Annotated in this window: 20 protein-coding genes; 7 read left to right on the forward strand and 13 right to left on the reverse strand. The window is 60.7% G+C overall.

Annotation, left to right across the window (positions count from 1 at the left end; genetic code table 11):
- Nucleotides 1-2: 2 nt before the first annotated feature.
- The 5 genes from AS136_RS17705 to AS136_RS17725 form a co-directional block, all read right to left on the reverse strand.
- A complete protein-coding gene (locus AS136_RS17705; protein WP_008804341.1) occupies nucleotides 3-722 on the reverse strand; it encodes an ABC transporter ATP-binding protein in 720 nt (239 codons plus the stop codon).
- Nucleotides 719-1594: an ABC transporter ATP-binding protein gene (locus AS136_RS17710; RefSeq protein WP_008804340.1), complete on the reverse strand. Its 876-nt coding sequence runs from the start codon at nucleotides 1592-1594 to the stop codon at nucleotides 719-721. Before AS136_RS17710 ends, AS136_RS17705 begins: the two co-directional genes overlap by 4 nt.
- Nucleotides 1591-2877, reverse strand: coding sequence for a high-affinity branched-chain amino acid ABC transporter permease LivM (gene livM / locus AS136_RS17715; RefSeq protein ID WP_023322866.1), 1287 nt, complete (start codon nucleotides 2875-2877; stop codon nucleotides 1591-1593). Before livM ends, AS136_RS17710 begins: the two co-directional genes overlap by 4 nt.
- Before the next feature lie 9 nt (nucleotides 2878-2886).
- Nucleotides 2887-3801 (reverse strand): ABC transporter permease subunit, encoded by a 915-nt coding sequence (locus tag AS136_RS17720; protein WP_008804338.1) that lies wholly within the window; start codon nucleotides 3799-3801, stop codon nucleotides 2887-2889.
- Nucleotides 3802-3910: 109 nt separating this feature from the next.
- The gene (locus AS136_RS17725) at nucleotides 3911-4969 is read right to left on the reverse strand and encodes a branched-chain amino acid ABC transporter substrate-binding protein (protein WP_162493310.1); all 1059 of its coding nucleotides are present in this window, start codon (nucleotides 4967-4969) and stop codon (nucleotides 3911-3913) included.
- A 289-nt stretch (nucleotides 4970-5258) separates the two neighbouring features.
- On the opposite strand from AS136_RS17725, the gene AS136_RS28760 reads away from it, so the two are divergent.
- Entirely contained in the window at nucleotides 5259-5405 is a 147-nt protein-coding gene (locus tag AS136_RS28760) for a hypothetical protein (RefSeq protein ID WP_004225356.1), read from the forward strand.
- A gap of 51 nt (nucleotides 5406-5456) precedes the next feature.
- Here AS136_RS28760 and pflB read toward each other — a convergent pair whose 3' ends face one another.
- From pflB to tdcA, 5 genes are all read right to left on the reverse strand, one after another.
- Nucleotides 5457-7751: a formate C-acetyltransferase gene (pflB, locus tag AS136_RS17730; RefSeq protein WP_063266897.1), complete on the reverse strand. Its 2295-nt coding sequence runs from the start codon at nucleotides 7749-7751 to the stop codon at nucleotides 5457-5459.
- A gap of 28 nt (nucleotides 7752-7779) precedes the next feature.
- Entirely contained in the window at nucleotides 7780-8988 is a 1209-nt protein-coding gene (gene tdcD / locus AS136_RS17735; RefSeq protein WP_023322869.1) for a propionate kinase, read from the reverse strand.
- A 27-nt stretch (nucleotides 8989-9015) separates the two neighbouring features.
- A complete protein-coding gene (gene tdcC, locus AS136_RS17740; RefSeq protein WP_004200322.1) occupies nucleotides 9016-10347 on the reverse strand; it encodes a threonine/serine transporter TdcC in 1332 nt (443 codons plus the stop codon).
- Nucleotides 10348-10372: 25 nt separating this feature from the next.
- The gene (gene tdcB / locus AS136_RS17745; protein WP_002910762.1) at nucleotides 10373-11362 is read right to left on the reverse strand and encodes a bifunctional threonine ammonia-lyase/L-serine ammonia-lyase TdcB; all 990 of its coding nucleotides are present in this window, start codon (nucleotides 11360-11362) and stop codon (nucleotides 10373-10375) included.
- A 93-nt stretch (nucleotides 11363-11455) separates the two neighbouring features.
- Nucleotides 11456-12394: a transcriptional regulator TdcA gene (gene tdcA, locus AS136_RS17750; RefSeq protein ID WP_008804334.1), complete on the reverse strand. Its 939-nt coding sequence runs from the start codon at nucleotides 12392-12394 to the stop codon at nucleotides 11456-11458.
- Between the two features lie 176 nt (nucleotides 12395-12570).
- Here tdcA and AS136_RS28765 point away from each other — a divergent pair, with 176 nt between their 5' ends.
- The 6 genes from AS136_RS28765 (at nucleotide 12571) to AS136_RS17775 (ending at nucleotide 17865) form a co-directional block, all read left to right on the forward strand.
- Nucleotides 12571-12714: a hypothetical protein gene (locus AS136_RS28765; protein ID WP_055323237.1), complete on the forward strand. Its 144-nt coding sequence runs from the start codon at nucleotides 12571-12573 to the stop codon at nucleotides 12712-12714.
- A gap of 437 nt (nucleotides 12715-13151) precedes the next feature.
- Nucleotides 13152-14240, forward strand: a complete 1089-nt coding sequence (locus AS136_RS17755) for an ATP-binding cassette domain-containing protein (protein WP_023322870.1) — start codon at nucleotides 13152-13154, stop codon at nucleotides 14238-14240.
- Nucleotides 14233-14862 (forward strand): ABC transporter permease, encoded by a 630-nt coding sequence (locus AS136_RS17760; protein WP_023322871.1) that lies wholly within the window; start codon nucleotides 14233-14235, stop codon nucleotides 14860-14862. The genes AS136_RS17755 and AS136_RS17760 overlap by 8 nt, the downstream gene beginning before the upstream one ends.
- A complete protein-coding gene (locus AS136_RS17765) occupies nucleotides 14862-15530 on the forward strand; it encodes an ABC transporter permease (RefSeq protein WP_004203269.1) in 669 nt (222 codons plus the stop codon). The genes AS136_RS17760 and AS136_RS17765 overlap by 1 nt, the downstream gene beginning before the upstream one ends.
- A 60-nt stretch (nucleotides 15531-15590) precedes the next feature.
- Entirely contained in the window at nucleotides 15591-16490 is a 900-nt protein-coding gene (locus AS136_RS17770) for an ABC transporter substrate-binding protein (protein WP_012541295.1), read from the forward strand.
- Between the two features lie 58 nt (nucleotides 16491-16548).
- On the forward strand, nucleotides 16549-17865 hold the full coding sequence (locus tag AS136_RS17775) for an NtaA/DmoA family FMN-dependent monooxygenase (RefSeq protein ID WP_224285883.1): 1317 nt from the start codon (nucleotides 16549-16551) through the stop codon (nucleotides 17863-17865).
- Nucleotides 17866-17912: 47 nt separating this feature from the next.
- Here AS136_RS17775 and AS136_RS17780 read toward each other — a convergent pair whose 3' ends face one another.
- From AS136_RS17780 to AS136_RS17790, 3 genes are all read right to left on the reverse strand, one after another.
- Nucleotides 17913-18713, reverse strand: a complete 801-nt coding sequence (locus AS136_RS17780; RefSeq protein ID WP_023322873.1) for a phosphate/phosphite/phosphonate ABC transporter substrate-binding protein — start codon at nucleotides 18711-18713, stop codon at nucleotides 17913-17915.
- Nucleotides 18706-19692 carry a fatty acid desaturase gene (locus AS136_RS17785; protein WP_008804327.1) on the reverse strand — a complete coding sequence of 329 codons (987 nt, stop codon included), beginning with the start codon at nucleotides 19690-19692 and terminating at the stop codon, nucleotides 18706-18708. Before AS136_RS17785 ends, AS136_RS17780 begins: the two co-directional genes overlap by 8 nt.
- A gap of 74 nt (nucleotides 19693-19766) precedes the next feature.
- The gene (locus AS136_RS17790; protein ID WP_008804326.1) at nucleotides 19767-20975 is read right to left on the reverse strand and encodes an ROK family transcriptional regulator; all 1209 of its coding nucleotides are present in this window, start codon (nucleotides 20973-20975) and stop codon (nucleotides 19767-19769) included.
- Nucleotides 20976-21024 lie beyond the last annotated feature (49 nt).

Below are 21024 nucleotides of genomic sequence, written 5' to 3' on the forward strand. Positions count from 1 at the left end.
CCTCAGCCGCTGATCCCCAGATATGCCTTACGCACCTCCGGGTCGTTGAGCAGCGCCTGGCCGCTGCCGCTCAGGCGGATCTGGCCGTTCACCATCACATAGGCGCGGTCCGACAGGTTAAGGGCATGGCGGGCATTCTGCTCCACCAGAAACAGCGTCATCCCCTGGGCCGTCAGCTCGCGCAGGATCTGAAAAATCTGCTTCACCACCAGCGGCGCCAGCCCCAGGCTTGGCTCATCCAGCAGCAGCAGGCGCGGTCGGCTCATCAGCGCCCGGGCGATGGCCAGCATCTGCTGCTCGCCGCCGGAGAGGGTCATCGCCCGCTGTCCCCGCCGTTCTTCCAGCCGGGGGAACAGCTGATACATCCGCGCCTTGTCTTCGGCCTGATAGCGGTTGCCAATGGCAATGGTCCCCATCAGCAGGTTCTCCTCGACGGTCATATCGGGAAAGATGCGCCGCCCTTCCGGGGCCTGGGCGATGCCGTTACTGGCGATAAAGTGGGTCGATTTCCGGCTGATCGCCTCCCCGCGATAGAAAATCTCCCCGCCGGCAATGCGCGGCTGGCCGAAGACCGACATCAGCAGCGTTGATTTACCGGCGCCGTTGGCGCCGATCAGCGCCACCGTCTCTCCCTCGTTGACGGTGAGGGAGACCTGCTTCAGGGCCTGGATCGGCCCGTAGAAGACATCCACCTCATTAAAGGCAAGCAATGGCTGGCTCATCGGCGCGTCTCCTCTTCCTCAGCGCCAAGATAGGCGGCAATCACGCTGGCGTTAGCCTGGATCGCCTGCGGCACGCCGCGGGCGATGACGTCCCCGTGATCGAGGACGATGATATGATCCGAAATCTCCATCACCATCCCCATATCATGCTCGATCAGTAGCACCGTGATGCCGTGCTGCTGGCGCAGAAAGCGAATAATCCGGCTCAGCGCCTGGGTTTCCACCGGGTTGAGGCCGGCGGCCGGCTCGTCCAGACAGATCATCTCCGGGCGGGTACACATGGCGCGGGCGATCTCCAGCCGCCGCTGCTGTCCATAGGAGAGGGTCCCCGCCAGACGGTTGGCGCAGTCCACCATCTCCACCACCTCCAGCCAGTAAAAAGCGCGATCCAGCGCCTGACTCTCCGCCTGCCGATACCCACGAGTATTGAGGATCCCGGCCAGCAGATGGCGGTTAACCTGGGTATGCTGGGCCACCAGCAGGTTCTCAATCACCGACATCTCGCGGAATAAACGTATATTCTGGAAGGTGCGCGCCAGGCCAGCGCGGTTCACCAGATGGGTGCCACCGAACATCTTGTAATAGATCCGCCGCCCCAGCTGCGCCGGGTGGAGAAAATCGTCCGGGTGAAGCTTCTGCCCCAGCACCTGAATGACATCGGTAACCTTTTCCCGCGCCCGCAGCACGATGCTCCCCCCCGTCGCCCGGTAAAAACCGGTCAGGCAGTTAAACACCGTGGTCTTGCCCGCGCCGTTGGGGCCGATCAGGGCGGTGATCGACCCCCGCTCCACCTCCAGATTGACATCATTCAGCGCTTTGATGCCGCCGAAATGCATCATCAGATGCTCAACGCGTAAGATGCTGTCGGTCATGGCGCGACTCCTTTTCGCAACGCAACCCCGCTGCGGCTGGTGCGCACCAGGCCGCGCGGCCGCCAGATCATCATCACCACCATCAGCACGCCGAACAGCAGCACCCGATATTCGTCAAAACCGCGCAGCAGCTCCGGGGTGACCGTCAGGACAAACGCCGCCAGCACTACCCCCAGGGTGGAGCCCATTCCCCCCAGCACCACAATCGCCAGGATCAGCGCCGACTCAAAAAAGGTGAACGACGTCGGGTTAACAAACCCCTGATAGCTGGCGAAGAACACCCCGGCGATGCCGGCGGTCGACGCGCCGAGCATAAACGCCGAGAGCTTCACCAGCACGTGGTTGAGCCCCATCGCCCGACAGGCGATCTCATCCTCGCGCAGCGCCTCCCAGGCGCGGCCGATGGGCATCCGCGTCAGACGATGTTTCACCAGCAGCACCAGCATCACCACCAGGCACAGCACGGCGTAGAGAAAGATGAATTTCAGGTTGGGGTTGTAGCTGACGTGGAAAAACTCATGGATAGGGATGCCGCCATCCCTGGCCCGGCGGGTAAACTCGAGGCCAAACAGCGTGGGCGACGGCACCGGTACGCCGTTGGGCCCCCCGGTGAAGCTCACCCAGTTGTTAAGCACCAGGCGAATGATTTCGCCAAAGCCGAGGGTGACGATGGCCAGGTAGTCGCCATGCATGCGCAGCACCGGAAAGCCCAGCAACGCCCCGGCGAGGGCCGCCATCACCGCCCCCAGCGGCAGCATCGCCCAGAAGCCGAGGCCCAGGTACTGGTAGCCCAGCGCCAGGCCGTAGGCGCCGATGGCGTAAAACGCCACATAGCCCAGATCGAGCAGACCCGCGAGGCCCACCACAATATTCAACCCCAGGCCAAGCAGAACGTAGATCAGCCCAAGAATGGCCACGGTCAGCAGATATTTTGTGGCGAGAAACGGAAAGACAATGGCCAGCCCCACCAGCAGCGGTATTATCCAGCGCAGCCGCGAGCGGTAGCCCGGCGGCCGGACGTACACCCCGTCATCCGCCCCCTCAAAGCGGGCAATAAAGGCTTTTCCCCGACGGCTCTGCAGCAGCAGGCTGAGCGCCAGCCTGCCGGCCATCACCACCGCCACGAGGATCGCCACCCGCGCGGGCGCGAGGGTAAAACCATACCCTTTGAGCACCACGCCGACGATCGGGCCAAAGACAATTAACGCGCAAAGACCGGCCAGCACGCTGTCGATCAGCGCGCTTTTGATATCCCGCGCAGGCTGGCGCGTAAATTCACCCATAAAGCCTCCTTAGACCTTGGCCACCAGCGGACGTCCCAGCAGCCCCTGCGGGCGAAAAATCAGGATCGCCACCAGCAGCGCAAAGGAAAAGACATCTTTGTAATCCGAATTCACCAGCCCGGCGAACTGGGCTTCGGCCACCCCGAGCAGCAGTCCGCCTAGCATCGCGCCAGGCAGCGAGCCGATCCCGCCCAGCACCGCGGCGGTGAAGGCTTTGATGCCGATAATAAATCCGATATAGAAGTCGAAGGTGCCGTAGTTCATGGTCACCAGCACGCCGGCCAGACCGGCCATCGCCGCGCCGATGACAAACACCAGGGAGATCACCCGGTCGGTATTGATGCCAAGGATCGCCGCCATACGCCGGTCCTGCTGGGTAGCGCGACAGATGCGCCCCAGCCGGGTGTACTGGATAATCCAGGTCAGGGTCAGCATCCCCACCAGCGCCGCGACGAGAATAAACACCTTGGTCCAGGTGATCTGCACCACCCCATCGCCCACCGTCATGCGCAGCGCGCCGCTGAGCAGCGTCGGGATCCCCTGCTGGTTCGGCCCCTGGCTCAGCTGGACATAGTTCTGCAGGATCAGCGACATTCCGATAGCCGAGATCAGCGGCGCCAGCCGCGTCGAGTTGCGCAGCGGCCGGTAGGCGATGCGCTCGATCGCCCAGCCATATACGCCAGTGACCACGATGGTGAACACCAGGGTGGCGAAAATCAGCAGCGGAAAGGAGTGGATCCCGAAGAAAGAGAGCAGCGCCAGGCCGATGGCGCACAGATAGGCGGAGACCATATACACCTCGCCGTGGGCGAAGTTGATCATGCCGATGATCCCATACACCATGGTGTAGCCGATGGCGATTAAGCCGTACACTGCGCCCAGCGTCAGCCCATTGATCAGTTGTTGCAGAAAAAACGCCGTCATAGCCCCTCCAGCCGCCAGGCAGACGGCCGCCGGGTTCCGTTCCCGGTCGACCGCCGCCGTGTGACGATTCGCAAGTCAAAAGGACAGAGCGTCCTCAGGTCGTGGCCGATCAGAGCTGATGATATTTGCCCTTGTCGTCCCACTGATAGACCACGTAGTCGGACACCTTGAGGTCGCCTTTGCCATCCCAGGCTTTCTTGCCCATTACCGTCTCGACATCGTGGCTCTTCAGCCAGTCGCTGGCTTTGGCGTTATCGGTACCCACGGCGTTCCAGGCCGCGGCAATAGCCTGAATGGAGGCGTAGGCGTAGAGGGTATAGCCTTCTGGTTCAAAGCCGCTGGCGCGGAACTTCTCGATCACCGCTTTGCCTTCCGGGAGAGTGCGTGGATCCTGACCAAAGGTCATCAGCACGCCGTTGGTGAACTGCGGCCCGCCGGCGGCCGTCACCAGCTCCTCGGTGACGATACAGTCGCCGGAGAAGAATTTGGCCTGCACCCCCTGCTCGCGCATCTGACGCACCAGCGGGCCCGCTTCCGGATGACAGCCGCCAAAGTAGACCACGTCCGGCTTGAGGGCGCCGATCTTGGTCACCAGGGCGTTAAAGTCTTTTTCACCGCGGGAGAGGCCTTCGTACAACACTTCTTTGGTGCCCCGCTTCGCCAGCGCCGCGCGGGTGGCATCGGCCAGCCCCTGACCATAGGTGTCTTTATCGTGGATGACGGCAATTTTCTTCGCCTTCAGCACGTCCAGCATATAGTTGGCGGCAATCGCCCCCTGCTGATCGTCACGACCACACATGCGGAAAAGGTCCTTCATGCCGCGCTCGGTGATCTGCGGGTTGGTCGAGCCGGGGGTAATGGTCAGGATCCCGGCTTCGTCATATACCTCGGAGGCCGGCATCGTTGAGGAAGAGCAAAAGTGCCCCACCACGGCGGAGACTTTCGCTTCGTCCACCAGCCGGTTGGCCACCGCCACCGCCTGCTTCGGTTCGCACGCGTCATCCCCCTGCACCAGCACAATCTTTTCGCCTTTGATACCGCCGGCGGCATTGATATCGGCCACCGCCTGTGAAGCCCCCTTCCAGTACTGGGCGCCGTAGGTGGCGTTGGGTCCGGTAAAGGGCCCGGCGACGCCGATCTTCACGTCTGCCTGGGCGTAAAAGGCCATGCTCATACAACCTGCTATCACAACATGAAGCGTCATTGTTTTCAGTTTCAAAGACATTCGGATATTCCTCAGCGATGTAAAGCCTGGCGTCATGGAATGACGCAGAAAATATCACTTACCGTGTGGTGCCGACGTTGGCGCAGCGCCAGGACGGCCAGGGTGGAAGAAGCAAAAATCCCGCCAGGTAGAGAGGTCGCGCCGGAGCGCGGACGCCCCGGTCAGTGCGCACGCGACGGCAACCCGTGCCGCATCCGGCAAGGGCGCATTCCCTTTCAGGTCAGGAGATCGGTTGCCATCACGTGGCGAGCCGGACAACGCGGTATCCGTACCGGCCCGTGAGCTAAACATAGATGCAGTTAGCGGTCGCTGCGCGCCAGCGTGGTGCAAAAATGCGAATATGATCAACAGTGGTGATTATTTTGTTGCGGTAATGTGAAGATGATAACAGGAGAGCCCGTTAAAGGCTCTCCTGTGGCCTGGCGGCCGCTCAGAGTTGACTGGTGAACGTTCGGGAGATCACATCCTGCTGCTGCTCGCGGGTCAGCGCGTTAAAGCGGACCGCATAGCCGGAGACGCGGATCGTCAGATTCGGATACTGCTCCGGGAGTTCTATCGCATCGAGCAGCTTTTCCCGGTTCAGCACATTGACGTTAAGATGCTGTCCCCCCTCCACCGTCTCCTCGTGGTGGAAGTAGCCGTCCAGCAGCCCCACCAGGTTGTTTTCCTGCGCCGACGGGGCTTTGCCGAGAGCCGCCGGCACGATGGAGAAGGTATACGAGATGCCATCTTTGGCGTAGGTAAACGGCAGTTTCGCCACCGAAGTCAGCGACGCCACCGCCCCTTTGCGGTCGCGGCCATGCATCGGATTGGCCCCCGGGGCGAACGGCGTCCCCGCCCGACGTCCGTCCGGCGTGTTGCCGGTTTTCTGCCCGTACACCACGTTGGAGGTGATGGTCAGGATCGACTGGGTCGGCACCGCCTGACGCCAGGTGGGGAGCGCCTGAATTTTGCGCATAAAGCGCTCCACCAGGTCGCAGGCGATGGCATCGACCCGATCGTCGTTGTTGCCGTACTGCGGATAGTCGCCTTCAATGACAAAGTCCACCGCCAGCCCGTGGTGATCGCGCACCGGCTTCACCCGGGCGTACTTTATCGCCGACAGCGAATCCGCCGCCACCGACAGGCCGGCGATGCCGCAGGCCATCGTGCGGTAGACGTCGCGGTCGTGCAGGGCCATCAGCGCCGCCTCGTAGCTGTACTTATCATGCATACAATGGATGATGTTCAGCGCGCTGATGTACTGCACCGCCAGCCAGTCCATAAAGTGGTCGAGGCTCGCCATCACGGTGTCATAGTCCAGCACCTCATCACGCAGAGGGTCGGTTTTCGGCCCCACCTGGATCTTCAGTTTCTCATCCACCCCGCCGTTAATCGCGTAGAGCAGCGTTTTGGCGAGATTGGCGCGGGCGCCGAAGAACTGCATCTGCTTGCCGATCACCATCGGGCTAACGCAGCAGGCGATGGCGTAGTCGTCGCTGTGAAAATCGCTGCGCATCAGATCGTCGTTCTCATACTGCAGCGACGAGGTGGCGATAGAGACCCGGGCGGCATATTTTTTAAACGCCACCGGCAGCGCCTGCGACCAGAGCACGGTCAGGTTGGGCTCCGGCGCCGGCCCCATGGTGTGCAGGGTATGCAGGTAACGGAAGGTGGTTTTACTGACCAGGGTGCGGCCATCCAGCCCCATACCGCCCAGCACCTCCGTCGCCCAGATGGGATCCCCGGAGAACAGCGTGTCAAATTCCGGGGTGCGCAGGAAACGCACCATGCGGATCTTCATGATGAAGTGGTCAATGAGCTCCTGGGCCTGCTGTTCATTGAGCCGACCCGCCCGCAGATCGCGTTCGATATAGATGTCGAGGAAGGTGGCCGTGCGCCCCAGCGACATGGCACCGCCGTTCTGCGACTTCACCGCCGCCAGGTAGGCGAAGTACAGCCACTGCACCGCCTCCCGGACAGTGCGCGCCGGGTGGGCGATATCGCAGCCGTAGCGGGCCGCCATCTCCTGCATCTGCTGCAGCGCGCGCCGCTGTTCGGCCAGCTCTTCGCGCAGGCGCAGGGTGGCCTCCAGCGCCTCGCCGCGCTCAAGGGCTGGCTGCAGGTCGGCAAACTGCAGCTCACGTTCGCGAACCAGATAGCGGATGCCGTACAGCGCGACGCGGCGGTAATCGCCGATGATCCGTCCGCGGCCATAGCCGTCCGGCAGCCCGGTCAGCACCCCCGACTTGCGACAGCGCAGCATATCCGGGGAATAGACGTCAAATACCCCCTGATTGTGGGTCTTGCGCAGCGCCGTAAACTGATACTCAAAGGCGGGATCCATTTCGCGGCCATAGGCCTCGAAGGCGCTTTTGATCATATTGATGCCGCCAAAAGGATGCAGGGCGCGCTTCAGCGGCTGGTCCGTTTGCAGGCCGACGATCTTTTCCAGCGGCTGGTTGATATAGCCCGCCGCGTGGGCGGTGATGGAGGTGGCGACATTGGTGTCGAAATCCACCGGCGCATGGGTGGCGTTCTCGACGCGGATCCCGGCCATCACCTGCTCCCAGAGGGCGGTGGTCGCTGGCGTCGCGTCGGCGAGGAAAGACTCATCGCCCTCGTAAGGGGTGTAGTTATGCTGAATAAAGTCGCGGACGTCGATCTGCGTTTGCCACGCCGTACCGCGAAAGCCCTGCCAGGCGTCGGCGTATTGTGCGTCGTGGGTGTCGATATCTACTTTCATGAACATCGTCTCTCTACAGAATAAAAAGTCAGGCCAGCGCCGCCGCCGTGTGGATCCGCCCTAAGCGGATCGCATCGAGGGCAATCATGCGCTCTTCATTGGTAGGTATAACCGCGCAGCGCACCCGGCTGGCGTCGGCGGAGATCAGGCGTTCGCCGACCGAATTCGGCTGTTGGTTGCGGGCGACGTCCATCTCAAGGCCAAAGACTGCCAGCCGCTCGCTCACCAGCCGACGGATTAGCACCGAGTTCTCGCCAATCCCGCCGGTGAAAATAATGCCGTCGAGACGCTGCAGCGCCGCGGCGTGACCGGCAATATGACGGGCGATGCGATGGACAAAGGTTTTAATTGCCAGGCGGGCGCGGGCATGGCCCTCATGCCACGCCTGCTCCAGCACCCGCAGGTCGGAGGAAAGGCCGGAGATCCCCAGCAGGCCGGAGGCGGTGTTGGCCACCCGCTCCAGGTCGCTGAGGGTCTGCCGGGTCTCCCCGGCAATCCACGCCATGGCGCCGAAGTCGACATCGCCGCTGCGGGTGCCCATCATCAGCCCCTCCAGCGGCGTCATTCCCATCGAGGTGTCCACGCTGCGGCCGTTGCGCACCGCGCAGATCGAGGCGCCATTGCCCAGGTGGGCGATCACCAGACCGCTCTCCTGCTCCGGCAACCCGAGCAGCGCCAGGGCGCGCCGGGACACATAGCGGTGCGAGGTACCGTGGAAACCGTAGCGGCGTACCCCGAGGTTCTGGTAATACTCCCACGGCAGACCATAGAGAAAAGCTTCCGGGGCCAGGGTCTGGTGAAAGCTGGTATCAAAGACCGCCACCTGCATCACGTGCGGGAACAGCCGCTGCGCCGAGGCGATGCCGCTGAGACTGGCGTAGTTATGCAGCGGGGCCAGGGATGATACCTGGCGAATGTTATTGATAACCTCCTCGCTAATAATGACCGACTCGGTGAAGAGGTCGCCGCCGTGGGCGACGCGGTGGCCAATCAGGGCCACGCTGTCGATAAGGTCGCGTTGGGCTAATGCTCCGGCAATCGCCTGCAGGGCGCCTTCATAGCCGCGCTGCGCCAGCGCCACCGGCTCGCCGCCGTTGAGCGAGAGAAACGCCCGTTCCGCGTTGATGCCCTCGGCCACGCCGTTCAGCAGGCAGTCGCAGCTGGCGGCGTCCAGGACGGAAAATTTGATCGACGACGAGCCGCAGTTGATCACCAGTACTACCGGAAATTCAGTCATGTTGTACTCCGCGTGGCCTGAGCCGGATTAGAACAGTTTGTAAACGATGTTGAGGATGGTCAGCAGACCAATGGCGGTCACAAAGAGGTTATCGAGACGTCCACGGTATTTGGCCAGCGAAGGCGCTTTACGAATGGCGTACATCGGCAGCAGGCACAGCAGCGAGGCGATAATCGGCGCGCCCATGGCCTCAATCAGGTCGAGGATATTGGGGTTGGCATACGCCACCACCCAGGTCGAGCCCATGATGAACACCATGCTCAGGGTATTGAGCTTGCCGCTGGAGACCCGGGTTTTATCCCCTTTATAGCCGAAGCGCAGGATCAGACCGTTCAGCCCCTCGAGGGTGCCGAGATAGTGGCCGAAGAACGATTTGAAGATGGCCACCAGGGCGATGATCGACGCGCCATACTCCAGCAGGGTGGCAAACGTGGATTTGGTGCCCGACATCGAGGCAAAGTGGTTCGCCAGATAGGATAGCACCGGGATATTCTGCGCCTTGGCGTCCGCCATGTTCTGCGGCGAGAGGGTAAACAGGCAGCTGAAGGCGAAGAACATCACCACCGCCACCATCAGCATGCTGGCCCGGGAGATGATCTGTGAGCATTTGCGTTCGGTATACTCCCGGCCAAACTGCGCTTCATACTCTTCGCGTTTGGAGACCACAAACGAGGAGACGATCGGCGAGAAGTTAAAGGAGAACACCATGATGGAGATGCCCAGCCATACCGTCACCAGAATGCCGTCGTGACCGGTTAAGGCGATATCGCTGAGGTTGACCTGGTCAATCACCGCGCTATTCCAGTAAGGGATCAGGGACAGGGAGATCACCACCAGGCTGGCGATAAACGGCCACACCAGATAGCTCATCACCTTGACCATCAGGTCTTTACCAAACCAGATGACAAACGCCATCAGCAGCAGCAGGAGCAGCGCCACCACCCCGCGGTTGAGGGCCGGCATCTGCAGCTGGTTCTCCCAGAAGGTCATAAAGGTATTGGTGATCGTGACGCCATAAATCCACAGCAGCGGGCAAATGGCGAAGAAGTACAGAAAGGTGATCACCACCCCGCCGGTTTTGCCAAAATGCTCTTCCACCGTTTCGGTGATATTGCCGGAGGGGTTAGCCCCCGACAGGCATAGCCGGGCCAGCGCCCGATGGCAATAAAAGGCGATGGGATAGGCCAGCACCAGCATCACCAGGATCGGGATCAGCCCGCCGAAGCCAGCGCGAATAGGGAAAAACAGCACCCCGGCGCCGATAGCGGTGCCAAACAGGCCCAGGGTCCAGGTGGTGTCAGATTTACGCCAGGACGAAAGGCTTGTCTGGCTGGATGCAATGCTCTCAGTCGTACTCATATCCTGTCCTCACTTATGTATTGAATTAAGCGTCAACAAAACCCGTAATTTGCGATACCCGCGAGAGATCGATATTGCCCCCGGAAATCAGGCTGACCGTTTTGCGGTTCTGGATATAGCTGTCTAATTTGCCGCTTAATAACGCGGCGCAGGCCAACGCCCCGGCCCCTTCGGTGATCACTTTATTGCGCTGAATTAAGGCGACCATGCTCTGGCGAATGTCGTCCTCACTGACCAGGACGATGTCATCCACCAGCTGGCGGGCGATTTCATAAGTCAGTTTCCCTGGCCGGGCGACATCGCAGCCATCGGCTAAAGTGCCGGCGTGGCGATGGCTGGTGATCTCCCCGGCGTACCAGGAGGCGGCCATGCCGTGAACATTCTCCGACTGAACGCCGATAATACGGATCGTCGGGTTAATGGATTTAATCGCAATCGCGATGCCGGCAATTAAACCACCGCCGCCAATCGGCACGATGACATTATCCACGTCATACAGATCTTCTAATATTTCGAGACCGATGGTGCCCTGCCCGGCAATAACCTGCGGGTCGTCATAGGGGGGAATAAAAATACGGCCCTCAAGTTCAACAATATCGCTGGCTTTGGCGAGGGTATCGTTAAAGTTATCGCCATGCAGGACTACCTCTGCCGAATAATCGCAGGTGGCGGCGACTTTCGATTTCGGCGCCCCTTTCGGCATCACCACTTTCCCGTCAATGCCGAGCATGGCGCAGGAGAGCGAGACCCCCTGCGCATGGTTGCCCGCCGAACAGGCCACCACCCCTTTGCGTTTTTCCGCCGCGGTTAAACCGCAGAGCTTATTAAACGCGCCGCGAATTTTAAATGATCCCGTGCGCTGCATATTTTCGAATTTAAGGAATATTTCCCCCTGGCAGCGTTCGCTAAAATAATTCGAGCGGGGCATGCCCGTTTTATATATTTTTCCCGCCAGGCGTTGCTTCGCCTCGAGAATATCGTCAATGGATACCGGAAGATCGTAGGTAATATGCATGATGGCCTCTGTATCTTAATATAAAGTCAATGACCGGGCGTCATCCTGCTGATAACAGCGAGGACGTGTGTTGGGTTATTTAATCAATATCAGTCAGGCAATTTCTATTGGCTGCCAGTGGCGGTTTCCCTGCCCCGAAGAGTACTGTTTCGCCATCTCCACCAGCGACGCCGCCGCGGTTTTAAGCCGGTAATTCTTCGACCATACCGCCGCATAGCGCGCCACCGGCAAGGCCTCTTTAATGGGGATGGTGACAAACTGGCTCGAGCCGAACGGCGTGGTCATGTCGCAGGGGATCACCGTCAGAAAATCGGCATTGAGTACCAGGTTATAGATCGTCACCACCGAATCGGTATTGACGATATTTTCGCGGCGGATGCCGCTGCGCTGCAGGGTGGCCAGCAGTTCGCTGTAATAGCCCATATTGGTCTCCGGCAGCACCCACTGCTCATGCTGGAGCGAGGCCAGACGGACGGTGCCGTTGCCGATCCGCGCCCGGTTCGCCACCAGCACAAACTCAGACTCAAACAGCGGCTCGACGTGCAGGTCCTGCAGTTTCATCTCATCGCTCAGCGTCCCGATGGCGAAGTCGAGACGCCCGTCGCGGATCGCCGGTAAAAAAGCGGAGAGCTGCGCTTCATACATCGATACCCGCGCCTTCGGGAAGGTCATTTTAAACTGATGCACCATCTCCGACATAAAGGTAAACCCGACCAGCGAAGGGAAACCAAAGGAGACATCCACCACCGCGCTGTTGGTCAGAGCATTCATTTCATTGACCATATTTTTCATTTCACGGGTGATCGCTTCTGACCAGTTGAGAAATACCTGCCCGGCCTCGGTGAGCGAGACGCCGGTATTTCGCCGGACGATTAATTCGCTGCCAAAATAACTTTCCATGTCACCAATGATTTTACTGACCGCCGGCTGAGTGAGTCCTAACGCTTTTGCTCCGGCCCCGATTGACCCACTGCGGATCACTTCCTGGAAAACCACCAGATGCTGTGTTTTAGGCAGAGAAAAAGTATTCATCGCGTCTCACTTTCATTCCTTTGTTGACGGCGGAAAGTGTAACAAATCGCGATCACCGGGTTATGTGAGAGCTCTCACAAAGGCTCCGCCGCGGCGGATAAGCAGGAGCCACGAGTCAGAATAAGTAAATTAAAATCAACATATTACAAGCATCATAAACGCTATTTGCGCGCCTTTTGCCGTGGCCGAATGCGGGGATAAAAATAATTGATGGCGATAACATCGACAGCGAAATGGCGATAAAAAATACGCCTTTTGTACGTTATTCGACCCGCGTTATCAGGGTGAGAAGAAAGCCGAAAATTAAATTAATGCTGTAAACAATAAAAAGCAGACGTAATAAACGCCGTTATTTAACGACAAGCCGGTCGGGCATCACATTTTATCCCCGGCGGTTGGGCAAAATGCGCGGTCATTATTTACACGATAGAAACATTAAATTCACAATTTTTCTTTTGGGTTGCGATAGGCAGCGCTGTTTTTTCCGCCATATCGCAGGCGGTCATACTTTGATTAAAATCAACCCTGGTAATTTATCTTTTACGGCGGCCAATGGAGAGTCATTTGTGTTGCCGATCACAAATCCATAAAACAACGGCCAGGCCTCTCTTCCATAGCAACTGATTAACCAGCTTTTCACTATGCAAATGCAAATAACGTATTTGCCCTCCCCGCAGGCGCTCTGTAGTTTGAGCCAGGATCCCGGCGCCACTTTATCCGGGTCAGGACTTTATTATTCAGAGTGTTAAATTCCGCCATGATAAAATTAGCGCATCTTTTTAAAACCTATCCAGGCAGCGCCCAGCCGGCCATTCGCGACCTCAGTCTGGATATTGATCATGGCGAATTCTGCACCTTCGTCGGCCCGAGCGGCTGCGGAAAAACGACTATCCTGCGGATGATTAACCAGCTGGATATTCCCGACAGCGGCGACGTCTATATTCAGGGGGTCCGCCTCGCTGACGCTGATATTATCCAGATCCGCCGCCAGATCGGCTTCGTGATGCAAAGCGCTGCGCTCTTTCCCCATCGTACCGTGGCGCAAAATATCGCGACCGTGCCGCGGCTGGCGGGCTGGAGCAAAGCGCGGATCCGCGCGCGGATTGACGAACTGGTGGCGCTGATGTCGCTCGATAGTCATCTGCTGCATCGCTATCCGCATCAGCTCTCCGGCGGCCAGCAGGGGCGTGTGGCCATCGCCCGCGCTATCGCCGCCGATCCGCCCATTTTACTGATGGATGAGCCCTTCGCCGCCATCGACCCGGTGGTCCGCGAACGCCTCCAGGATGAGCTCTTGCTCCTGCAGCAGCGGCTGCAGAAAACCATTGTATTAGTGACCCACGATATCAATGAAGCGATCCGTCTCGGCGATAAAATCGCCATTTTCCAGGAAGGCGGCGTGCTGGCGCAGTTTGATACACCCGACCGTATTCTGGCCCACCCGGCGAGCGAGTTCGTGCGCCGCTTTATCGGCCCGGAGCCCAATCTGAAGCGGCTGGGCATGATACAGGTCGGCCAGCTGCCGCGTCACGATGTCCCCCTGCTCGACGAAGCGCTGACGCCGATCGCCAGTACCCATCCACCGCTGGCCAGCCCGCTGCGTCTGGTGCTTGACCGCCAGCGACGCCCGCTGCACTGGTTCGATCCGCAGCGGGGCCTCACCCTGCCGGTGGAGCGCCCACTCGCCAGCAGCCACAGCCTGCGTTTTGCCTACAGCGCGCTGCTCGACGTGGCGACCGGCGTGCTGGTGCATGTGGATGACGAAGGCCAATACCAGGGGGCGGTATCCCACACCCTGCTGCAGCAGGTGCTCGACGGCGCGGTGGGGGTGCGATCTCATGATTGACTGGAGCTGGGTTATCGATAACCACGCGATGATCGGCGATCTGCTCTGGCAGCATGCGCGGATGGTCCTGCTGGCCCTGCTGTTCGGCTCCCTGCTCACCGGCGGCCTGTTAGCGGTGACCTTACGCTGGCCCGCGACGGCGCAGCCGCTCATCACCCTGTGCGGTGTGCTCTTTACCATTCCCTCGCTGGCGCTGTTTATTTTATTGCTGCCGTTTACCGGGCTGTCGCTGACCACCTCGCTGATTGGCCTGACGCTGTACTCGCTGCTGATCCTGCTGCGCAACGTGCTGGCCGGCATGGAGAAGCTGCCGCAGGCGGCGCTGGAGTCCGCGCGGGCGCTCGGCTATACCCGCGGGTTCCGCTTCTTCGATATCGAGCTGTGGCTGCTACTGCCCTCTCTGTTTGCCGGGCTGCGCATTGCCTCGGTGACGCTGGTCGGCCTGGTCACCGTCACTGCGCTGATCGGCCAGGGCGGGCTGGGGCAGCTACTGCTGGCGGGTTTTAATCAGGACTTTCTGACGCCGATAGTCGTTAGCCTGGTCCTGAGCCTGCTCCTGTCGCTGGTCTTTGACGGGCTGATTGCCCGTCTTGGCGACTGGCTAACGCCGTGGACCGAATGATGACTCTGCTTCTCGCCACCTTTCACTGGCTAACCCAACCGGAGCACTGGCTGGGCGACGAGGGCATCTTGCTGCGCCTCGGCCAACACCTTTATTACGTGCTGGTCAGTATGGCCGTGGCCTGCGCCATTGCCCTGCCGCTCGGCATCGCGCTGGGCTACTGGCGCAAAGGGGCCTTTGTGGTGATCAACCTGTTTAATCTCGGCCGCGCCATTCCGTCGTTAGGGCTGATTTTATTATGCATCATCGTTTTTGGCTTTAACGATATCCCGGTGCTGGCGGCGCTTATCGCGCTCTCGATTCCGCCCATCCTCACTAACACCTGGGTGGGGATTTATCACGCCGACCGCCCGCTGTGCGATGCGGCCATCGCGCTGGGCATGACCCCCTGGCAAAGCCTGTGGCAGGTGCGGATCCCGCTGGCGGCGCCGCTGATCCTCGCCGGGGTGCGCACGGCGCTGGTTCAGCTTATCGCCACGGCGGTGGTCGCGGCCTATGCCGGTCTGGGTGGGCTGGGACGATTTCTGATTGACGGCCTCGGGCAGCGGGATATCCCGCAGGTGATCGGCGGCTCGCTGGTGGTTTCCCTGCTGGCGATAGGCGGTGAACTGCTTTTCGCCCGCTGCGCCGGCCGCCTGGTTCATCGCCGTATTGCCGCGCCTTATTAGCGTGAAACTGACATGACCCCAGCGCCTGGGGCTGATTAACCTGAAAATAAAAGAGGTATTATGAAGCAATTATTTGGCAAGGCCGTCACCGCCCGTCGATTTCGTCTCTCGCTGCTGGCCGCCGGGCTCTTCAGCCTGAGCGTTAGCACCTTTGCCGCCAGCGTCACGGTGGGCGGGGCCAATTTTACCGAAAGCTCCATTCTCGCCAACATCTACGCCAGCGCGTTAAAGAAAAATCATATCGAGGCCAACACCCGTCTCAACCTTGGCAACCGGGAAATTATTATTCCGGCGCTGCAGAGCGGTGAGATCGATATCGTTCCGGAATATCTTGGCGCCCTGCTCAATTTCTATAACGGCAAGACCGAGGCCACCAGCCAGCAGGCCGTTAGCGCTGAGCTGGCCCAGGCCCTGCCCGCCGATTTCACCCTGTTGAACCCGGCCCCGGCCACCTCGATCACCGCCTGGGCGGTACGTGCCGAGACCGCGGAGAAATACCATCTGCGCACCCTCTCCGACCTGAAGCCCGTCGCCCCGCAGTTGGTGATCGGCGGACCACCGGAGCTGGCGGTACGCGCCCTGGGCCTGCCGGGGCTGAAGCGCGTCTATGGACTTGAGTTCAAAGCGGTGAAATCGCTGGACATGGGCGGGCCGCTGACCCGGCTGGCGCTCAATTCGGGCAAAATCGACGTCGCGACGGTCGTCTCCACCCAGGGCAACCTGGCGAAGGAGAAATGGGTGGTCCTCGAGGATGATAAACATGAACAACCGAGTCAGAACGTGGTGCCGCTGGTGCGCAAAGCCAGTCTGACGCCGGAGATCAGCGCCGTGCTCAATGAGGTTTCCGGCAAGCTGGACAATGCCACGCTGATTGCCCTCAACCAGCAGGTGGATCTCCAGCATAAAGATCCGGCAGCCGTCGCCGAGCAATGGGTTAATGCCAACCTCACCCAACACTGACCGTCACCCCGCCACGGATGGCGTTCAGCCGCGAGTCCACGCTATGTCTACCCGACACATGATCCTGAACCTGTTCTTTTATAACCCGCAGGGGGATTACCGTTTCTCCTGGCGTCACCCTGACGCACCAGAAGCGGAAATATTTACCCTCAACTATTACGCCAGTCTGGCGCGCAAGGCCGAAGCGGCGACCCTCGACGCTATCTTTGTCGCCGACCATATCGCGGTGTGGGATACGGTGCCCAGCGGCCTGACCCACTATGCCAACGCCCGGCTTGAACCCCTGACGCTGCTCTCCTCCCTCGCCGCGGTGACGGAGCATATCGGCCTGATGGCCACCGCGTCGACCTCCTATAACGAACCCTATAACCTGGCGCGCTACTTTGCCTCGTTGGATTTCCTCAGCAATGGCCGGGCCAGCTGGAATGTGGTGACGTCGTGGCTGGAAGAAGAGGCGGCAAACTTCGGTCTGGAGCAGCTTCCCCGCCACGGCACCCGCTACCAGCGGGCCAGTGAATTCATCGACGTGGTCACTCGCCTGTGGGATTCCTGGGAAGATGGCGCGGCGATCTTCGATAAAGCGCACGGATTATTCGCCGATGCCGGCAAGGTGCATCACCTCGACTATCAGGGCGAGTACTTTCGCGTGCGCGGCCCGCTCAACGTCCCTCGCCCGCCGCAGGGCCATCCGCTGCTGGTGCAGGCCGGCTCTTCAGAGGCGGGAAAAGCGCTGGCCGCCGCCTGGTCTGATATGCACTTCGTGTTTATTCACTCGATCGCCGAAGGGCTGGCCTATCGCGAAGAGATGAACCAGCGGCTGCGCCAGCACGGGCGCGATCCGGCCCATTTCAAAATTATCGCCGGGGTCCTGCCGGTGGTGGTGAACTCCAGCGAGGAAAAGGCGGCCCGCCAGCAGCTTAACGAGCAGCTGATGAGCGACCAGATGGCTATCGACCTGCTCTCCTCTTATCTTCGGATGGATCTCAGCACCCTGCCACGGGACCAACCCCTGCCGCCGCTCCCCGATGAAGAGAGCTTTGATGGCATCCGCACGGCGCTGAAGCTTATCCGCCAGTACGATCCGCGGCTCACCCTGCTGGAGTTGGGGAAATTGTTATTACAGAGTTCCGATAGCTGGCTGCTGCTGGGCAGCGCCGAGGAGATTGCCGCCGCCTTAACGGAGACCTGGCAGGCGGGCGCCGCCGATGGGTTCAACCTGATGTTCCCGCTGCTGCCGGGAGACTTTGACCGCTTTGTTGACCAGGTGGTGCCGATTCTGCAGCGTAACGGCGTCATGCGCGATCGCTACCCGCCCGGCACCCTGCGTGAAAAGCTCGGTCTGCCCGCGGTGGAAAACCGCTTCACCGCGCCGTAGCCCGACGTGGCCCGCCCCGGCACAGACCGCTGGCCGGGGCATTTTACCTATAGCTGGCTGACTCCCAGCGCCGCGGCCTCATCCCGCCACGCCAGCAGCGGCGCATAGGCCTCCCGCGGCATATCGCTATAGCCGCAGATCAGCAAGGCATCGCACAGGGGACGATAGCGCGCATCGCTCACTAACTGCTGGAGCGCCTCGCGCAGGCTATTCAGCGTCGCCGCCGGAGTGGCGCCGGCGGTGATCAGCGGCAGCCCTGGCGCGGCCGGGCTCCAGCCGATCGCCACCAGGCCTGCCAGGACCTGCGGCTGATGGCGCTGCAGCAGCGCGTAGGTCACGCAGTCGATGGCGGCGATATCGGCGTTTTCCTGCTGCAGCTCGCGCAGCGACTGCCGATGGCTGCCGCTGAACACCACCGCCGAAAAAAATCGCCCCTCCCGGGAGAGCGGCGCGACCATTTTACGCAGCACGTTGTAGCCGGACTGCGAGTGCTCGGCATTGCACGCGGCCCGACGGCCAAAAAAGTCCCCCAGCATCCGATGACTATCCGCTTCGCGGGCCACCAACAGGCTGCGGTAGCGGCGCCCTTCACAACCGGGCGCGGCGTAGTGGAAACAGCCCACCGTCTGCACCTCCGGCAGCTGGGTCACCAGCGGGTAGCCGCAGGTCTGGCTCAGCAACAGCGTCGGCTGGCGCCAGTGGTCCAGCAGATCCTCGGGGTCAGCCGTCGGAGGATCTCCCGTCACGGTCACGCCGCGTTCGGCCAGCAGCGACTGCACCGCCTGCCACAGGGCCTGGGTCTGTTGACGGTGGATGGCATACATCGGAAAGGTCATGCGTTCAGCCATGTTCTCCTCCCGCTTGCGCCTGCTCGCCAAAGCCCGGATGGGCGTTCACCGCCACCGCCCGGCGGCCAAAATGGCGTCGCCACTCGCCGTACCCACGCACCAGGAACCCCTGATTACGCTGCAGATAAGCCGTCTGGCGATGCAGATACAGCTGACGTAAAGCGTACCAGGGGACCCCTGGCAGGTCATGATGCACCGCATGGTAGTTGAGATTGAGGAACAGCACCCGCCAGGGGAGCCCGGCCTCGTTGATCACCGAGCGGGCCAGCGGGTCATCCGCGGCGCGGTGTTCGAGAAAAGAGCGCACTTTGGTCAGGGCCAGCGCCGGGTAGCTCACCGCCAGCACAAACCACAGTGGGGAAAAACCCTGCGCCGCCATCCAGGTCAGCAGGCCCGTCAGCAGCAACAGATGCAGACTCCACATGGCGATAGCGCGGCGGTCGCCCTCGCGGAAAGCCCGCAGCGCGCGGTTCAGGGTGTGAATAATATCCATCAGCGGCGCCAGCAGCAGACGCCCCCAGAAGGTGTTGCGCAGGTGGATAAGACGGCGCTGCCAGGCTGAGAAGCGCTGCCAGCTTTCCGCCGTCACATAGTACGATTCGGGGTCGTCCTCGGGGTGCGTCAGCAGATGGTTGCGATGGTGCGCCAGGTGGCTGTCGCGGTAGATGCCATAGGGATACCAGACCGCCAGCGGCAGCGTCCCCAACAGCTGGTTAAACCATGCCAGCCGGGTGGGATGCCCATGGATAAGCTCGTGCTGTAAGGACATATACCAGGTGGTAAACCAGATCAGCAGCAGCGTGGCCGGCATCAAACCCAGCGTCTGCCAGCCCGCCACGCAGGCAAACCAGCCGCCGTAAACCGTCACAATCAGCAGCCATGTCGGCAGCTCGCTGCGCCACAGCCAGCTGCGCGCCAGCTGGCGGATCAGGATGCGCTGTTGATCATCCACATAGACAGCCGTCTTCTTTTCCGTCACTTCCGATACCTTGCCGTGTTGCCTCATTCCCTCCGAAGATGTGAGATAACACGTTAAATAACAAAGTATTTAATTTACTTAGCTTTGCCAAAAAGCGCGTTTGTATTCACCGCTTTCATCAACACCTGAAACTGCGGATTAAATTCATCAAAGATTGGCAGCGCAGCGGCGCCCAGCGCGGCGGTATCGGTGCCGGTCATCCCCATTTTGACACGCTGCGCCGGCAGGTAACGCCCGCGCACAGACTGATACAGCGGCGGCAGCCGCGCCAGCACTTTCTCCAGCAAGGGGGCGGGCATCATACCGCCCACCACCACCGTCTCGGCATCGAAGACGCACTCCAGCAAATTGATCGCCTGACGCAACGGCGCCAGGATGCTGGTGATCCACTGGTCGAAAAGCGCAGCGTCCACCGACAGCAGATCTTCCGGCAGCGCGCGATAGGGGTCGAGGCCGCAAAACTCATAGGCCGCCTGCAGCGAAACATAGCGCTCAAGGCATCCCTCATTCCCGCAATAGCAAGGGCGACCGTTCGGCGCGACCACAATATGCCCGACCTCACCGGCGTTATGGGCATGGCCGGTATACACATGACCATCGGTAAAAATACCGGCGCCCAGACCGGTGCCAATATAGAGATAGACAAAAGAGTTGAGCTGCCGCGCCACGCCGTGAAAGCGTTCGCCAATGGCGGCCACCGTGGCGTCGTTTTCGAGAGTCACCGGCAGGCCGCTGAGTCGCCCGAGCTCCGCCGCTACATCGACCCCTTCCCAGCCGTTGAGCGTCGTGGGCCCCGTCGACGAGATCCCTTCCACGCCAAAGGGCCCCGGCATCACGACCCCCATCCCCAGCACCCGCGACCAGTCCAGCGTCGGCAGCGCACGGATCTCATTCAGCACCTCAGCGAGGCGGGCAAAGGTCGCACCAGGCTGGGGCTTTTGCACCAGAATGAGTCGGCGAAAATGGACCTCGCCGGCCAGATCCACCAGCACCACAATCAGCGTCTGATGATCAAGATGGATGCCAATTGACCAGGCGCTGGCGGGATTGAGGCTCACCGGCACCGCTGGCTGTCCACGGCCGCTGGCGCGCCGCGGTTGGTGGCTGGTCAGGAGATCCATCTGCTCCAGCTCCGCCACAATATTCGACACGGTCTGCGGGGTCAGCGCGGTCAGCCGCGCCAGCTCGGCGCGGGTCAGCTCGCCATGTAAACGCACCGCCTCAATGATCACCCGGCGGTTATGCACCCGGGCATGTTCAAGGTTTGTACCTGATGTTTTCATCGTTTCCCTTCCAGGCTGGACTGGTGAAATTTTAGCCGGCATCACAGAT

It is taken from the genome of Klebsiella sp. D5A (assembly GCF_001620885.1).
In the GTDB taxonomy this organism is placed as follows: domain Bacteria; phylum Pseudomonadota; class Gammaproteobacteria; order Enterobacterales; family Enterobacteriaceae; genus Klebsiella; species Klebsiella variicola.

Bases quoted from the DNA above. Each gene is read 5' to 3' on its own strand.
- AS136_RS17765 (WP_004203269.1), top strand. From the start codon at position 14,862: ATGACTCTGCTTCTCGCCACCTTTCACTGGCTAACCCAACCGGAGCAC.
- AS136_RS17710 (WP_008804340.1), bottom strand. From the start codon at position 1,594: ATGACCGACAGCATCTTACGCGTTGAGCATCTGATGATGCATTTCGGC.
- AS136_RS17720 (WP_008804338.1), bottom strand. From the start codon at position 3,801: ATGACGGCGTTTTTTCTGCAACAACTGATCAATGGGCTGACGCTGGGC.
- tdcB (WP_002910762.1), bottom strand. From the start codon at position 11,362: ATGCATATTACCTACGATCTTCCGGTATCCATTGACGATATTCTCGAG.
- AS136_RS17755 (WP_023322870.1), top strand. From the start codon at position 13,152: ATGATAAAATTAGCGCATCTTTTTAAAACCTATCCAGGCAGCGCCCAG.
- AS136_RS17775 (WP_224285883.1), top strand. From the start codon at position 16,549: ATGATCCTGAACCTGTTCTTTTATAACCCGCAGGGGGATTACCGTTTC.
- AS136_RS17705 (WP_008804341.1), bottom strand. From the start codon at position 722: ATGAGCCAGCCATTGCTTGCCTTTAATGAGGTGGATGTCTTCTACGGG.
- livM (WP_023322866.1), bottom strand. From the start codon at position 2,877: ATGGGTGAATTTACGCGCCAGCCTGCGCGGGATATCAAAAGCGCGCTG.
- AS136_RS17725 (WP_162493310.1), bottom strand. From the start codon at position 4,969: ATGGCCTTTTACGCCCAGGCAGACGTGAAGATCGGCGTCGCCGGGCCC.
- AS136_RS17780 (WP_023322873.1), bottom strand. From the start codon at position 18,713: ATGGCTGAACGCATGACCTTTCCGATGTATGCCATCCACCGTCAACAG.
- AS136_RS17790 (WP_008804326.1), bottom strand. From the start codon at position 20,975: ATGAAAACATCAGGTACAAACCTTGAACATGCCCGGGTGCATAACCGC.
- tdcC (WP_004200322.1), bottom strand. From the start codon at position 10,347: ATGAGTACGACTGAGAGCATTGCATCCAGCCAGACAAGCCTTTCGTCC.
- AS136_RS17760 (WP_023322871.1), top strand. From the start codon at position 14,233: ATGATTGACTGGAGCTGGGTTATCGATAACCACGCGATGATCGGCGAT.
- tdcA (WP_008804334.1), bottom strand. From the start codon at position 12,394: ATGAATACTTTTTCTCTGCCTAAAACACAGCATCTGGTGGTTTTCCAG.
- pflB (WP_063266897.1), bottom strand. From the start codon at position 7,751: ATGAAAGTAGATATCGACACCCACGACGCACAATACGCCGACGCCTGG.
- AS136_RS17770 (WP_012541295.1), top strand. From the start codon at position 15,591: ATGAAGCAATTATTTGGCAAGGCCGTCACCGCCCGTCGATTTCGTCTC.
- tdcD (WP_023322869.1), bottom strand. From the start codon at position 8,988: ATGACTGAATTTCCGGTAGTACTGGTGATCAACTGCGGCTCGTCGTCG.